This window comes from Paenibacillus sp. J2R1T-4 (assembly GCF_059692235.1).
The window spans coordinates 333,097-348,773 of sequence record NZ_JCAUBA010000003.1 but is presented as its reverse complement, the minus strand read 5'-3'; the positions used below and the strand labels follow the sequence as shown (position 1 = coordinate 348,773).

The 15,677-nt window shown below is 47.8% G+C and carries 12 protein-coding genes; 9 read left to right on the top strand and 3 right to left on the bottom strand.

Translation table 11 applies throughout. The features are described 5' to 3' along the window. Positions 1–164 precede the first annotated feature (164 nt). Complete coding sequence (locus AC58QD_RS08325; RefSeq protein WP_497331953.1) at positions 165–797, top strand: SGNH/GDSL hydrolase family protein; 633 nt, start codon at positions 165–167, stop codon at positions 795–797. Next, a complete protein-coding gene (locus tag AC58QD_RS08320) occupies positions 794–1,813 on the top strand; it encodes a glycoside hydrolase family protein (RefSeq protein WP_497331951.1) in 1,020 nt (339 codons plus the stop codon). Before AC58QD_RS08325 ends, AC58QD_RS08320 begins: the two co-directional genes overlap by 4 nt. A gap of 7 nt (positions 1,814–1,820) precedes the next feature. On the opposite strand, the gene AC58QD_RS08315 is transcribed toward AC58QD_RS08320, so the two are convergent. Continuing rightward, a complete protein-coding gene (locus tag AC58QD_RS08315; protein WP_497331949.1) occupies positions 1,821–2,675 on the bottom strand; it encodes an AraC family transcriptional regulator in 855 nt (284 codons plus the stop codon). A 174-nt stretch (positions 2,676–2,849) separates the two neighbouring features. On the opposite strand from AC58QD_RS08315, the gene AC58QD_RS08310 reads away from it, so the two are divergent. The 7 genes from AC58QD_RS08310 to AC58QD_RS08280 all read left to right on the top strand — a co-directional run bounded on the left by AC58QD_RS08310 (position 2,850) and on the right by AC58QD_RS08280 (position 12,190). Then, complete coding sequence (locus AC58QD_RS08310) at positions 2,850–5,174, top strand: helix-turn-helix domain-containing protein (RefSeq protein ID WP_497331947.1); 2,325 nt, start codon at positions 2,850–2,852, stop codon at positions 5,172–5,174. 188 nt (positions 5,175–5,362) lie between these two features. After that, on the top strand, positions 5,363–6,985 hold the full coding sequence (locus AC58QD_RS08305; protein WP_497331945.1) for an extracellular solute-binding protein: 1,623 nt from the start codon (positions 5,363–5,365) through the stop codon (positions 6,983–6,985). An 84-nt stretch (positions 6,986–7,069) separates the two neighbouring features. Further along, a complete protein-coding gene (locus AC58QD_RS08300; protein WP_497331943.1) occupies positions 7,070–8,026 on the top strand; it encodes an ABC transporter permease in 957 nt (318 codons plus the stop codon). A 60-nt stretch (positions 8,027–8,086) separates the two neighbouring features. Beyond that, entirely contained in the window at positions 8,087–8,968 is an 882-nt protein-coding gene (locus AC58QD_RS08295; RefSeq protein ID WP_497331941.1) for a carbohydrate ABC transporter permease, read from the top strand. A 184-nt stretch (positions 8,969–9,152) separates the two neighbouring features. After that, the gene (locus AC58QD_RS08290; RefSeq protein WP_497331939.1) at positions 9,153–10,100 is read left to right on the top strand and encodes an ATP-binding protein; all 948 of its coding nucleotides are present in this window, start codon (positions 9,153–9,155) and stop codon (positions 10,098–10,100) included. Between the two features lie 13 nt (positions 10,101–10,113). After that, the gene (locus AC58QD_RS08285) at positions 10,114–10,974 is read left to right on the top strand and encodes a tetratricopeptide repeat protein (protein WP_497331937.1); all 861 of its coding nucleotides are present in this window, start codon (positions 10,114–10,116) and stop codon (positions 10,972–10,974) included. A gap of 115 nt (positions 10,975–11,089) precedes the next feature. Next, complete coding sequence (locus AC58QD_RS08280; RefSeq protein WP_497331935.1) at positions 11,090–12,190, top strand: MBL fold metallo-hydrolase; 1,101 nt, start codon at positions 11,090–11,092, stop codon at positions 12,188–12,190. Positions 12,191–12,584: 394 nt separating this feature from the next. Here AC58QD_RS08280 and AC58QD_RS08275 read toward each other — a convergent pair whose 3' ends face one another. Together AC58QD_RS08275 and AC58QD_RS08270 are read right to left on the bottom strand one after the other, a co-directional pair. Beyond that, positions 12,585–14,405, bottom strand: a complete 1,821-nt coding sequence (locus AC58QD_RS08275) for a sensor histidine kinase (RefSeq protein WP_497331933.1) — start codon at positions 14,403–14,405, stop codon at positions 12,585–12,587. Next, positions 14,402–15,637, bottom strand: coding sequence for a response regulator transcription factor (locus tag AC58QD_RS08270; protein WP_497331931.1), 1,236 nt, complete (start codon positions 15,635–15,637; stop codon positions 14,402–14,404). The genes AC58QD_RS08275 and AC58QD_RS08270 overlap by 4 nt, the downstream gene beginning before the upstream one ends. Positions 15,638–15,677: the final 40 nt, after the last annotated feature.

Below are 15,677 nucleotides of genomic sequence, written 5' to 3'. Positions count from 1 at the left end.
GAGAATCTAGAACCACTCGATACACAAAAGTGATTATTTTCTATAAATCCGCCAAAATCCTCTATACCCCGCAGATTGCATCTGGAGTACAATCATAGGTGACAGAATGGCACTCTACTTCATCGGCACGATTAAACTTCTACATAAAAAGGAAGGTACGAGAGATGAGCACACTTTTGCAGAAGAATGACATTGTTTTGTTTCAAGGAGATAGCGTTACCGATTGCGGACGCAGCCGAGAGAACGGGAGTGATCTGGGGAAAGGCTATGCGTTCATGGCGGCTGGTCAATTCGCCCACAAGTACCCAGAGCTTCAAGTGCAGTTCATCAATCGAGGTGTTAGCGGCAACCGTGTTACGAATTTGCAAGAGCGTTGGCAGGTAGATTGCCTGGAGCTCAAGCCGACCGTGGTCTCGATCTACATCGGGATTAACGATACTTGGCGCAAGTATGACAGCAATAATCCGACAAGCGCTGAACAATTCGAGAAGGGATATCGCGACATCCTTGACCGTACAAGATCGGAGCTGAATGCCAGGCTCGTTCTGGTCGAACCCTTCGTTCTTCCGTACCCGGAGAACCGCAAAACTTGGCGCGAGGATCTCGATCCTAAGATTGCGGTTGTGCGAGAGCTGGCTCGTGAATACGGAGCACAGCTTGTGCCGCTCGATGGACTGTTCGCAGCCGCGTCCATGCGCGCAGAGCCGCGTTATTGGGCTCATGATGGCGTGCATCCTTCTCCAGCCGGACATGCTCTGATTGCTCAAGCTTGGCTGCAAGCAGTCGGGGCGCTGTGAGCGGATTATTCGGCTCTGTACAGCCTATAGCTCGTAATAGCGGCTTTCGGATGGAAGGATATTGGGTGTGGTGTGGTTCAGCCGTGCAGGGAGAGGACGGGCGCTTTCACCTGTTCGCATCACGCTGGCCAAAGTCGCTTCCAATGCATCCAGGATGGTTAGTCGCATCGGAAATCGTAAGAGCCGTTGCGGATAAGCCCGAAGGGCCTTACCTTTTTCAAGAGGTCGTACTCCCTGCCCGAGGAGCGGAGTATTGGGATGGCCGCAGCACACACAACCCTTATATCGTCAAGCATAAGGATACGTATCTGCTTTATTATATGGGTTCCACGCATCCGCTATCGGATCCTATCCCAGGTGACGGGTTCGGGGTGGCCGACCCGAGATGTATCGTGGCGCGGGCTAATAAGCGTATAGGACTCGCTAGCTCGAAGAGCGTGTTCGGTCCTTGGACAAGACTGGATGAACCGATTCTGTCAACGCGCCCAGGTAAGTTTGATAGCTTCCTGGTGTCGAATCCGGCCCCATGTGTGCATGAGGACGGGTCGGTGTTGCTTATTTATAAGGCGCGTAAGTATGAGGGGAATGTTCATGGTCAAATGACGATTGGCGCAGCTCGTGCGGACCACTTCGCAGGTCCTTACAAAGTACTGAGTGAAGACCCGATCTTCCCGCCGGAGTTCCATTTGGAGGATCCGTTCATATGGAAGACAGAGGACGGCTATGAGATGATTGCCAAAGACATGGATGGCAATCTGTGCGGGGAGAAATATGGCGGTGTTCATGTACAGTCGAGCGATGGCTTGCAATGGAGCCTATGTGCAGAAACCAAAGCGCATTCCAGGCATATCCAGTGGGAGGATGGCGCCACCCAAGTGCTGGGAAACATGGAGCGTCCCTACTTACTGTTCCAGGATGGGAAGCCGACGCATCTATTCGCCGCTGTATCGGATGGGAAGACTGGGTTCTCCGATGCTACAGAAACATGGAATATGGTTGTTAAGCTTGTCCCATAAGCTCACATTAGCGATATTCGCTTGGTTGATGCATGGTCCTATACTCACTCGGTGAAAGCTTCGTCGAACGCTTGAACATATTTGAGAAATAGAATCGTTCTAATCCGACTCGTCTAGCAATTTCCTCTACCGTCAGATTCGACTGGGTAAGCAGCCGCTTAGCCCTCTCGATTCTGACTTTATTTATATATTCACCAGGGGACAGTTGGAATAAGGATTTGAAATAGCGGCTGAAATAATTAGGATTATAATGAAAGGCTTCCGCGAGCCGTCTCGGCGTCAAAGGCTCTGAAGGATCAGACAGATGCTCCTCCATGTATTGCAGAATTTCGTTCGAGCGCCGCGTGTCGGGTGATGAGGATAACCGGATCGACTGAGGCGGCATGTTATCGATGAAATAGGTTAAAAGCTCCAATAAGATTCGATTTACTTTAAGCGGGGAGGTCATATCGCCGCTTGTTTGGCTTGCGGTCTGAAGCTGCTCGAATAAGTCTGTTACATAAGCAGTATCACGAACTGTGAGTGAATAAGGAAAATCGATTAATCGGGATAAATGAAAGCTGCCTACCTTAGCCGAGAAATGGCACCAATATTTCTTATAGATGTTGGAGTTAATTGTTGAATAACTCAGAGGAATGCCGGCAGGCAAAAGAACAAGCTGGCGAGCGGAAGGGTAGAAGGTATGGCCATCCACTTCAATCCGGCCTTCTCCGTCTATAATGAAATAGAGGCGATGATATTCATCTGCCCGTAAAGGTCTGCCCCAATCGGCAGGAACTCGATCGCTGTATTTGGCTACAATAAGCTCCAGCTGCAGGCGGCTGAAATACCCTTTAATGACTTCGTTTTCACTCTTGTTCACTGCATAGCACGCTCCTTCCGGCCTTAGTCTATCATAATTCAAAGTCGCTATGAAAGTGAGGAATTTCTATGCAGGTAGTGTAGATTCCCCATATTGGAAGCGTGCGCTCTTAAGCTACGATAAGAATAACAGCTGCGTCTGGAAGAGAATATGGGATAATGAGGGGCTGCATAGATGAATCTGAAACGAATGCGATTCCACAAACGCAGTGTAATTGTCACGTGGCTCGTGTCCTACATATCAGTCCTGCTCGTTCCGATCATCATCAGTGGAATTATATATGCAGCTGCCTGGCATGTCGTAGAGACGGAGATTAACCGGACTAACGAGTCTTTGCTCCGGCAGATGGAGCAAGCGATCGACAACAGCCTTAGAGGGCTGGAACGATTAAGTGTAGAGATTGCTCTGAGCAAACGGGTGGCAGGATTCATTAATGCCGCACAGCCGCTGACGGATAATGACTATTACGAATTATTCAGCATAGCGAATGATCTTCGTGTCTACAAAGTAGCCAATGATTATCTCGAACAAATCTACATTTATTACAAGAATAGCGACGTCGTCCTATCGACAAGAGAGCGTATGAACAGTCGATCCCTACACCAATATGTGCGCCAGAAGGAAGACATGAGCTATGAGGAATGGAAGACTTTTTTTGATAAAAGATATATTCAGGAATACGCACCCGTGGAGCTTTGGGAGGACGGTAAGCCTGTGAAGGCTGTCCTATATGCCAAATCGGTGATCCTGGACAACCCGGATCAGCCTGGCGCTGTCATCCTGTTCGTAATTAAGGACTCCAAGCTGCTGGAGAACATTGCTCCCGCCAATCAAGCATCTATCGCTGTTCTGGATAAGCAGAATCGACTGGTCGCCTCGACCGGCTTCGAGCATACACCTGGATTTCTGCAATACGAGAGACTTACCAATCAGAATGGATTTTTCTATGAGCATGCTGGGGAAAACCAGGTAGCCGTTTCTTACACTACTTCTAGCACCACGGGCTGGAAATATGTATCTATGATTCCCGCTGAGCTCTTCGATGAGAAAATGAAATATATGAAAAAGCTGATTTACATCAGTATTGTGCTGTGTTTGGCGGTCGGTGGACTGGTTACTTATATATTTCTTAAGCGTAACTATAATCCGATCAACCTGCTTATACGCAGCTTGTCCCTAAGATCGGGTGTTTCCTATAATGAACAGTCGAACGAATATATGTATCTGGAGGATGCGCTTCAACATACTTTTGCAGAGAAGGAGAAATCAGACCTGCGACTGAAACAGAATCATAGCGCGATTAGGAGTCATTTTCTCCAAGGGCTGTTGAAAGGCCGACTGGACCGCAGTGTTCCCGTGCATGAATCGCTTGCTGTCCATGATATCCTGCTTGCTACGCCTTACTTTGCAGTATTGCTCATGCATATTGATAACTATGGAAAGTTCGAAGCTGAAGAGGGGTATGGGGATCATCATAAGCTCAAAATGCTGCATTTCATTATTCGCAACGTCACAGAGGAAGTAATCAGCATGCAGCATCAAGCGTTCACTGCGGAGATCGATGATACACCGGTTTGTATCGTTAATTTTGTGAAGGACCCTTCTGATCATGAGTTGGCTCGCTTGGCAGGGCAAGTGAAGCTATTCCTGCTGGACCATTTTCACGTTAACCTGACAATAGCAATCAGCGGAGTTCACCAAGATCTATACAGTCTGCCACAAGCTTATCAGGAAACACTAGAGGCGATGGAGTACCGGCTTGTGATGGGCAGCGGGGAGATTATTCGATACGCGGATCTACCGCACACGCAAGCTATTGCTATTGATTATTCAGGAGGCAGCTACTATTACCCTCTGCACACGGAACAGCAGCTCATTAATTTTGTGAAGACTGGCGATTTCCAACGCTCCAAGGATTTGATGGAGGAGATCATCTCGATCAATGTGAGCAACGCCTCCATCTCAGTGCCATTGGCCAAATGCCTTATGTTCGATCTGATCAGTACTTTGCTGAAGACGATGGACGAGATCGGGACGGAGAGCAAACGCAAGGTGATGGAGCATGTGGACCCGATTAATCGCTTGATAGCCTGCGAGACTATTAAAGATATGAAAATACAGATCAGTGATGTTTTGGAGCGGGTATGCCGGACGATTGAAGAGGATCGTAAGCTGGAGCATAATCCGATTAGTCAGCAGGTAATCCAATATGTCATGCAGCATTACAGCAACGAGAATCTGAATATATCCATGATTGGGGAGACGTTCGGACTTACCCCCTCCTATTTGTCAAAGCAATTCAAGACCCAGACCGGTGAAGCACTGCTCGATTTCATTAATAAAATTCGGCTCGAGGAAGCGAAAAAGCTGCTTGCCGAGCAGAAGCTGCCGATTGCGGAGATTGCCAGGAGAGCGGGGTATTCGGACATCAATACGTTTAACCGGATATTCAAGAAATTCGAGGGCATCACGCCAGGGAAATATAAAGGGATTTTGTAGGGGATAGGCCGCCTTGTGCGGCTTTTCGCTTTTTTGCATACGCAGTAAGGAAATTACAGATCGCCGAGTTAAGGTTTTGATGATGGAATCACGGTTTTGAATATATTCATTTCGGGGTTAACCGCCCCATACTGGCAATAGGTGCAGAGGGATGCACATTTTAACTTTTGATAATCAGGGGGATGGGTATGGGAAAACGTTTTGGCAAAAAGCCAGTTAGCGTCGCAGTCAGCCTTGTTCTGGCGTCCAGCATGTTGGCTGCATGTTCCAAAGATAATACGGAGGTAAGCAAAGAAACGCTGAAGCCGGCCGCTTCTTCCGCACAGTCAGCTCCCGTGTATCCGATCGGCTCGCAGGAGACGTTAACCTCATGGGAGCAAATGAATACCAACTTGATTACGTTTGTTAGCAATTTGTCAGAGACTCCATTCGGCAAACAGCTGGAGAAAGAAACGGGTGTAAAAGTGAAGTATACCCACCCGGCAGACGGACAGTCCAAAGAGCAGTTCAACCTGATGATTGCGTCGAACAATATGCCTGATGTAGTGGAATATGATTGGAACAGCTCCTACCCTGGCGGACCGGAGAAAGCGATCGCAGACAAGGTTATTATGCCGCTCAACGAATTGATCGATAAGCATGCGCCTAATCTGAAGAAGCTGCTGCAGCAGAACAAGGAATTGGACAAAATGATCAAGACAGATAGCGGCAAATATTATGTGTTCCCTATGATTCGTCCAGATAACGGTCTCGTGTTCCGTGGACCGATGATCCGTAAGGATTGGCTGGATGAGCTGAAGCTGGCAGTGCCAACGACAATCGACGAATGGTATACCGTATTGAAGGCGTTTAAGGATAAGAAGGGTGCATCGGCTCCGCTGACCGCCCAGTACAACAATGAACTGAATATCCAGGATGCCTTCATAGGCGCGTACAAGACGGCTAATCGGTTCTATATCGATGATTCAGGCAAAGTGAAATACGGACCCATCGATGCGCAATTCAAGGAAGCACTGACTTTACTGCGCAAATGGTATGCGGAAGGACTGCTCGATAAAGACTTTGCCCTGAATACCGATTCCAAAGCGCTGGACAATAAGATGATGAGCAACAGCTCAGGAGCAACGGTTGGTTTGCTAAGCGGGGGAATGGGACGCTGGATGGAGACAGGCAAAAAGGCAGATCCGAAGTTCCAGCTAGTCGCCACGAAGTATCCGACGCTTAAGCAGGGCGAGCGTGCGTTTATCGGGCAGCGTGATTTCACCTACGCTCCAGCCGGAAGCAAGGCGATTACAGCGGGCACGAAGAATGCAGAGCTGGCCGTGAAATGGATGGATTATGCATACGGTGAGAAGGGTGCCCTGCTCTTCAATTTCGGGATTGAAGGCGACAGCTACACGATGAAGAACAATACCCCTGCTTTTACGGATAAAATCCAGAAGGATAGCAAATACAACTTCCAACAAATGGTGTCGCAATACACCAAACCGAATGGCCCTTTCCTTGGAGACGGAAGGAAGACGTTTAATACGTTTCCGGAACAAGATGAGGCGCTTAAGATTTGGCTGGAAACCGATGCGGCGAAGCACGTCATGCCAACCTTCTTGACTCCAACCGTCGACGAGAGTAAGGAAGTAGCGAAGCTGGTCACCGCGATTGCAAGCTACAAAGAAGAAATGTTCGTCAAGTTCGTGATGGGTAAGGAATCCCTCGACAAATTCGACGACTATGTGAAACAAATCAAGGATATGGGGATCGACAAGGTTATCAAGATTTATCAGGATGCATTTGACCGTTATAACAAGCGCTAATAAACAATAGGCCGGTACAGGGGAGGAGTGCGTCTGCTTCTGCCCTGTATAGCTATGGCCAAAATGGATTGGAGGGAGAATGAATTGTCCATAGTCAATCAAGAGCTTCGAGTTCCCTTTAAGCCGAAGAAGCGGTCCACATTCGGTTTAATTCTGGATATTCGCAAAAATAAACTGCTATATGTCATGCTTCTACCCGTATTGCTATTCTATGCTATTTTTCACTATGCTCCTATGTATGGTGCGCTTATCGCGTTTAAAGATTTCTCTCCTCGATTAGGGATTTGGGGGAGCGATTGGGCCGGCCTGGAGCATTTCGAAACCTTCTTCACAGGTGCTTATTTCTGGAGAACGATTAAGAACACGTTGATGATCAGCTTCTATGAGCTGTTATTCGGGTTTCCCACTCCTGTTATATTGGCCCTCTTGCTTAACGAAGTAAGGTCCTCTTTGTTCAAAAGAACCGTTCAGACGGTTACGTATTTACCGCATTTCATTTCACTCGTTGTCATATGCGGGATGGTGAAGGACTTCACGAATAGTGAGGGGATAATTAACGATCTGATTGTATTTTTCGGCGGGGAACGGATCTCATTGCTGCTGGAGCCGGACCTATTCCGAACGATCTATGTATCATCGGGTATATGGCAGCACATCGGATGGGGAACGATCATTTATTTGGCGGCCTTGACCGGGATTGATCCTGAGCAATACGAAGCAGCCCGAATGGATGGAGCAGGCCGGTGGAAGCAGATGGTACACATCACTATGCCAGGGCTAATGCCGACCATAGTCATTCTGCTGATCCTAAGTATCGGACGGATGATGAACGTAGGATTCGAGAAAATTATTCTGTTGTACAATCCGACCACGTACGAAACGGCTGATGTTATTTCCTCCTACGTGTATCGGGTCGGTCTGCAGGATTTCAATTATAGCTTCAGCTCGGCTGTCGGCTTATTCAATTCCATGATCAATTTCATGCTGGTCATTTTCTCGAACTGGTTGAGTCGCAGATTGAATGATACGAGTCTTTGGTGATGAGTGACGAGTGACGGAAGGAATGTGGAATGGAGTATTAGGAAGGAGCGGAACAACACGATGCTGAATCGAGCTGCATTTTCTAGCAAATTGTTTGATCTGGGCAATATGATCTGCTTAACGCTGTTAATGATTGTAACGGTGTACCCAATCGTGTACGTCGGACTCGCTTCTATTAGCGATGCCGGACAATTAATGGGACACAACGGAATGTTATGGAGACCGCTTGGATTTTCACTTGAGGCGTATAGCAGCGTATTTAAGAACAAGATGATCTTGAAGGGATACGGCAATACCTTTTTTGTGGTCATTGTTGGGCTGGTCATCAATATTTTGTTAACTGCATTTGGAGCTTACGCTTTATCAAGAAAAAGCTTGCGTTATCGCAAACAACTCATGCTGTTTATCGTGTTTACAATGTTTTTCAGCGGAGGATTGATTCCATTCTACTTCACAGTTAAAGGGGTTGGGCTGGCTAATACTTTATGGGCGCTTATTATTCCGCAAGCGATTAATACGTTTAATCTCATCATTATGAAGACAGCATTCGAAGCGATTCCAGATAGCCTGGAGGAGTCGGCGAAGATGGATGGCGCTAACGATTTCGTTATTTTATTCCGGATTATATTGCCCCTGTCCATGCCAGTTGTGGCTGTTATGATGCTCTATTACGGGGTTAGTCACTGGAACTCATGGTTCCATGCGATGATTTTCCTCCAGGATCGCTCGATGTATCCGCTGCAGTTAGTGCTTCGTGAAATTTTATTGCAGGGTGAAGCGAGCTCAATGGCAGTCGGCGCAACGGAAAGTAATATTGCGATGTTATCCGTTACTTTGAAATATGCGACGATTATTGTGGCGACTGTTCCTATTCTGCTTGTGTACCCTTTTCTGCAAAAATACTTCGTCAAGGGCGCATTAGTCGGGGCGATCAAAGGGTAGGGGGCGGAGTCGCGCATGGCGGCCCTGTCCGTTATTATGGTGGACATAAACCTTGGCGATTGTACGGGGTTTAACTACATCAAGCATATTCCAGCGTTCGACAGGAAAACGGTATCCTCCAGCGAATCTATATATTATTCATAATGGGAAAGTGCTGAGGGAAACAAGAACTGGAGGAACCGCTATGGCTGATGATAGGGAGCAAAGACGCAAAAACTTAAAGGTAATCCAGTTTGACAAGGATAAAAATACGATGATCGAATCCGAGCGGCCAAAGGAAACGTTCGATGATGTGGGCGGGCTTACAGAGGTGAAGAAAAAGATTCGCATGAACTTTATTCTTCCGATGCAGCAGCCTGAGCTCTTCAAGGCATTCGGCAAGCAAGCCGGGGGGAGCATGCTCCTATACGGGCCTCCAGGGTGTGGCAAAACATTTCTGGCCCGCGCAGTAGCAGGTGAAATTGACGCTCACTTTATTCATATGGAGCTGCAATCGATTCTGTCTATGTACGTGGGCGAGAGTGAGCATAACTTGCATGATGTGTTCGAAAAAGCACGCGAGCAGCGACCTTGCGTGCTCTTTATTGATGAGCTCGACGCGCTTGGGGGCAGTCGGCATCAGATGCGGCAGCATCATGAGCGTATGATGGTTAATCAACTGCTGCTTGAGCTGGATGGACTGCAATCATTCAATGATAAGGTGTATGTCATCGGTGCCACCAATACGCCATGGTATTTGGATTCGGCTTTGCGCAGACCGGGGAGATTCAACGATCTCTTGTTCGTCTCCCCTCCAGCCAAGGAAGAGCGTGCTCGTATTCTTGAATTGAAATTGAGCAATCTCCCTCAGAAAGGAATCAATCTGAACAAGATTGCCGAGCAAACTGAGCATTTCTCTGGAGCGGATCTCGAGCAGCTCGTGAGGGATGCTTCTGAATCCGCGTTGGAGCGGACAATCGAAGCGGGAGAAATACAGCCCATCGCTGAGGATGATTTCAAGAAAGCGTTCAAGGGACGCCGGCCAACAACACTGGACTGGTTCGCGACCGCGAAGAATTACGCTACATTCAGTGATGTGAACAAGGATTACCAGATCGTGCTCGATTACATGAAAGAAAACCGGCTCAAGTGAAGGGAGACCACGCGTGTCGAAATATCAACATATAGCAAAGATCGACCAGCTAATCTCGTGGGGCCGGCATAAAGAAGCGATTCAAGAGGCTGGAGCTATGCTGCAAGCTTATCCGGAAGATGCCGATGCCTTCGCCATGATGTCGATCGCCTATCGTTCCGTGGACGCTGAAAAAGCCTTATATTGGAGTAACGAGACGTTGCGGAGAGATCCGGAGCACGAGGATGCCTGGCGCACGAGGATGTTCATTTACCGGGAGCAAGACAACATGAAGAGCTTCAAGGAGACGCTGGACGAAATCCTGCGTATATTCCCGCATAAAAGCTACCCTTTCTTTTACATGGCCGAATGGCATATAGGAAAGGGCAAGCTGCAGGATGCGCGAGAGGCTCTGGAGCAAGCGATCAGCATTCATAAATCAGGGATATACTTGGCCATGTATGGACATGTTCTAGCTAAGCTCAACCAATCTGCTAGGTCTGAACAAGCCATCGAGGATGCCTTAAGGTTAGAGCCGGAGAGCAGCGCAGTGCTTATGTACGCAGGGTGGGCTGCCGACAGCAGAGGCGATTATGGCAAAGCGCAGCAATATATGAATGCAGCCGTGCGTATTTCACCGGATGATCCGCAGATTCGAAAAGAATATCTGGAGATGCTGCAGAAGCAATATTGGTTCTACAGAGTGCTATTGTTCCCGAATCTGCTGCGTCGGCTAAAAATGTGGCAAATTGCCTTGTTGTGGATTGTACTGTGGATCGTGTTCAGACCGCTTATGCTGTTATTTCTTGTGTTATATGTTGCCTCCCATTGGATCAGCAAGCTGCTCGTTCACATTCGTGTATACGGATGGACCTTTCCCCGCAAAGGGCGATAGTGACGCCCCCAGGTAAACACAGTCAGGGCTTTGGACTTTACCCGCGATATACGATACGATAATTCGTATGATATCAAGAGCCACGCACAAGCGGGTGAAGAAGAGGTAGATGATTATGATCCTTACTATAACGATTATTGCTGCAATTGCACTAGCTGCTTATCTGGTTGTGAATTACTATCCCCCTCTTGGCGGGAAACCCTCGGAAGAAAGGAAGCTGGCTAACAATCGTTCCAACAACTTCTCCCCCAAGGGCAAGTTTGTTAATCTGATCCCTACATCCATGGAGATGAGCTTCAGCGAAACCGTGCGAGTGATGATTCAATTTATGAAAGGCAATCCACAAGGCAAGCCAAGTAAACCGATCGTTCCGCAATCCATTAATCCTGCTCATTTTCAGGAGAACGACCAAGCATCCCTTACATGGTTCGGTCACTCTGCCCTGCTCCTTACACTGGAAGGGAAGACCCTCTTCATCGATCCTATGTTGGGCAGATCACCTTCACCCTTCTCACGAATAGGCAGACAAAGGTACAGCCATAAGCTTCCGATTGAAATAGCCGAGCTGCCCACCCTTGATGCGGTCCTTTTAACACATGATCATTATGATCATCTCGATTACGGCTCGATTATGAAGCTGAAGCATAAGGTGAAACGGTTTATAGTTCCGCTCGGTGTTGCTGCCCATCTCGAGAGGTGGGGGATAGAGGCAGAGAGGATCACTCAGCATGATTGGTGGGATGAGCTCGCATTCGAAGGGCTGTCCATAGCATGCACACCTGCGAGACATTTCTCTGGAAGGAGCATTACCGATCGCAATTCTACATTATGGTGCTCCTGGGTTGTGGCCGGACAGCATACAAAGGTGTTCTTCAGCGGGGATAGCGGGTATGGGCCGCATTTTCAGCAGATCGGGGACAAGTACGGTCCCTTCGACCTGACGTTAATGGAATGCGGACAATACGACCCTCGTTGGGCTTCTATCCATATGCTGCCGGAAGAAACCGTACAAGCCCATATCGATGTGCAGGGCAAGGTGCTTATCCCGATCCACTGGGGTGCGTTCACATTGGCGTTGCATGACTGGACAGATCCGGTAGAACGCGCTGTCAAGGCGGCCGACAAGCTGGGAGCAGCTATTAGCACACCGCGAATTGGAGAGCCTGTAACGATAGGGGGATCTGCTGGTTTCCCAACTTCTGCTTGGTGGAAATAAGGGATAGTGAGTTGGTTCTCAATAGGATAGGTTGATAAGGAAGGGGTGCTTTTTTGGCCGCTAATGCGCAATCTGGGGTTGTAATCGCGTTATTGATAGGGGTCGGGTTGCTATTTATCAAACAATCAAGATCTGATCAGAATCGCAATTTGAATAGTAGACAATTGAGATGGACAGGTTACGGGCTCCTTGTCATGACGATGTTCCTCATTGTTATTGGAGTTCTACAATACTTCGAGTGGGAATCGCACAGCCGTGGACACTAGGAGTTAAAAGTGTCGACGCTCACAGTATGTCAAAAACACCTATCTTATAAGCAAAGTGCCCTATCGCAAAAAGCAGACAGCCTAGGCTGTCTGTTTTTTGCGTCGGTGCCACATCGTGCTCTCCTGTCTTAAATAACGATAGGAAGGATGAGCCTAACCGTTGTCCCTTTATTCAATTCACTAGCTATAGTCAAACCATACGCTTCCCCGAATGTCAGCTTGATTCGTTGATTCACATTAATCATCCCGATATGGTCGCCTGGCTGGCTGTAGTCCTCTTGCATCGCTGCATTGATTTCCCCTGTTCTCTCCGCACTAATGCCAACACCGTCGTCGGCTATTTCGAACAGTACATGCTCGTCCCGCAAATAACCGGAGATTCGAATAGTTCCCTTCCCCGCCATAGGTTTGATTCCATGATAGATTGCGTTTTCCACGAGCGGCTGCAAGGTGATTCTAGGTATTTTACAGGAGAGAACGTCATCGCTGATATTCCATTCAATCGTGAATTTATTTCTGTAGCGGATTAACAAAATATCGATATAATACTGTGCGTGTTCAAGCTCCTTCTGAATGGAGATCAAATTCATCGGTTCTTCGAGAGACAGCCGGAGCAGCTTGGATAGGGAGGAGATCATCCCTGACACCTTATTCTCTCCGCCGGTTAGCCGCATTGCATTCCAATTGATCGTTTCCAATGTGTTATACAGAAAATGAGGATTGATCTGAGATTGAAGAGCTACATGCTGCGCCTGCTTCAATAAGGTTAGCCGCTTGCTCAGCTCCTGCTCAAGCTCGACGCGTTTCCCGTGCGACTTCGCGATAGAGGCTGCGATTAGCCGGATTTCATTCAGACGGGGCTCCCGCTTCTCCAACTCCACATAGGTCCACTGATCGGGATTCTCCACAATGGAAATAATCTTGCGAATCGGCTGAAGCACCTTTGTGGCAATCAGCAAGGCAAGAAGCAGGGCTACGAGTAAGCCTCCAGTGAAGATGAGCAGCAAATAATTGAGCAAAGAAGAATTTTTCTCCTGGTATAATCGGAGCGGAATCACAGAGATGAATCGCCAATCGTTATACTGGGATTGAATATAAGTAATCGATCCAGTGACCCCGCTCACGGATTTCTGGATCGGTTGGCCTTCGTTCTCGTTGAAAATACCGCTCAACTGGGCAATATCCGATACAGGACGATTGAGCAGTGAGAAATCCCGGTTGTAGAGCACGGTGCCGTTCTTATCCACGATATAGATATCCTCCAGATAATTGCCGCTCACGTTGTGAATATACTTGCCGAGCCGTTCCACATCAATATTGACAATAACAGCGCCCGGTCGTTCTTTCTTGTCGAGGGGAGCCGCATAGAAGAGAGAGATGAAATGTCGCAATGCATGATCTCCAACATATTGCTTAGCTGTTCTTGAAGAGATCCAGTGTCGGGAGACGGCTATTCTCTGGTCATATTCCTCAAGCCAGTCCTTGTCTGTGTACCACTCCATTCTCCACATGCCCAGATTCGAAGACAGGATATGTTCATGCTTGTTCGAATAGAGGTAGACAGAATCGATGAATTGGCTGCTCAGCTTGTTGCCGGGCGTGATTTTCTGGCGGAGGCTCAGTATTTTTTTGTAGCTGCCGTAGTCCGAATCCTCCACCTGCGGTTCTTCGATAAATTGAGTGACCGCCTCATCGGATGCGAGCTGGAGAGAGAAATCATCGACTTCCCTGACGGTCATATCAATCATATCCCGCAGTCTGGATAACGCGATCAAGTGTACAGCACTAATCTCCTCTTTCATCACCTTGTTGTAAAATAAATAGACGGCGCCACTGATCCCCATGATCGGCAAAATCACGAGACATACAATAAGCAGGAAGTTTCTCAGGAAGATGCTGTGGATCTTAAAATGTTTGATATAGAACCAAATACTGGCGCGGTCTTTCATAAAGGGCTCTCATACTGCAGTTTATTCCTATATTCGGTCGGTGTACAATTCGCGTACTGCTTGAACAACTTGAAGAAATATTTGGTGCTCTTGTAACCGATAATGGAACCAATCTCATATACCTTGTATTCAGGTTGTCGCAGCAGCTCCATCGCCTTAATCATCCGCATCTCGGTGATGTAATCGGTGAGATTGCGGCCTGTCTGCTTCTTGAACATGCGGCTGAAATAGACGGGGCTCAGATATACATGCTCGGCAACGTCATCGAGAGAGATTTCCTTATCATACATTTTCTGAATGTACAGTTTCGCTTTCTGAATGACGAGTGTATCAGAGCTCTGCAGACTGTCTTCCAATGGAATAAGCTGTGAGAGCTGCGGGTAGAACTGCATTTCTTCGAGAGTAGCGTCAATTCCGAGGATAGCTCGAACCTTTCCTTTAATCACATCGAAATGAACGGCGATTTTTGCTCTGAAAGCGTATTCATTTTTTACATGGCCGACAGCTGTTGCAATCATATATATTTTATCTTCGGTGGATCGAAGCGGGGTGTACAGGATTTCCTCGTGTTCGTTTTTGTGGGCTTGTTGAATGAACTTGATAATCTGGTTTGGTTGATTCGCGGCATTAGGGTGCAACCCAGGCTCCTGATTCGGGATATGGATGAAATATAGACAGCAGGGGCTGTTATCCGGATCGATGTGCAGACCGATCAGCTCCAGTCTGCGGACCATTTCTTCTCGTTCCTTAAGGGTGCCAGCGGTAAGCTCGGAGAAAAACTGCTGCCGCAGAACAGATGCCATTTCCTCATTGCGGATCTGGATTTCATTCGACTGCACTTTGTTTGAGTGTTCCTTATCCAGTAATGCCTTCATTTCGCGAAAGACAGTATTCATATCTTCGAGTTTGGTCGGCTTCAGCAAGTAATGCGCGACCTTGTAGTTCACCGCTAATTGGGCGAATTCGAATTCCTTGTACCCGCTGAGCAGAATCATCTTAATGTTGTACTGGTGATCATACACATATTTGGCTAGCTCAAGGCCCGACACGAATGTCATCTTGATATCGGTCAAGATCACATCAACGGAATGGCTTTGAATGTATGCGATGGCATCTCGTCCGTCCTCGAGCCTTGCAACCACCTCAAATCCGAGTGAAGACCAGTCTACAAGATCGGTCAAGCCTTCCCTGATGTCCTCCTCATCATCCACAATAAGAATGCGATACGACATTAGTGCCGCCCCCTATCTATCTCTTTCTCGGTAAGAGTAT

Coding starts and splice junctions, on each gene's coding strand:
- AC58QD_RS08325 (WP_497331953.1), top strand. CDS start 165: ATGAGCACACTTTTGCAGAAGAATGACATTGTTTTGTTTCAAGGAGAT.
- AC58QD_RS08310 (WP_497331947.1), top strand. CDS start 2,850: ATGAATCTGAAACGAATGCGATTCCACAAACGCAGTGTAATTGTCACG.
- AC58QD_RS08305 (WP_497331945.1), top strand. CDS start 5,363: ATGGGAAAACGTTTTGGCAAAAAGCCAGTTAGCGTCGCAGTCAGCCTT.
- AC58QD_RS08295 (WP_497331941.1), top strand. CDS start 8,087: ATGCTGAATCGAGCTGCATTTTCTAGCAAATTGTTTGATCTGGGCAAT.
- AC58QD_RS08290 (WP_497331939.1), top strand. CDS start 9,153: ATGGCTGATGATAGGGAGCAAAGACGCAAAAACTTAAAGGTAATCCAG.
- AC58QD_RS08280 (WP_497331935.1), top strand. CDS start 11,090: ATGATCCTTACTATAACGATTATTGCTGCAATTGCACTAGCTGCTTAT.
- AC58QD_RS08275 (WP_497331933.1), bottom strand. CDS start 14,405: ATGAAAGACCGCGCCAGTATTTGGTTCTATATCAAACATTTTAAGATC.
- AC58QD_RS08270 (WP_497331931.1), bottom strand. CDS start 15,637: ATGTCGTATCGCATTCTTATTGTGGATGATGAGGAGGACATCAGGGAA.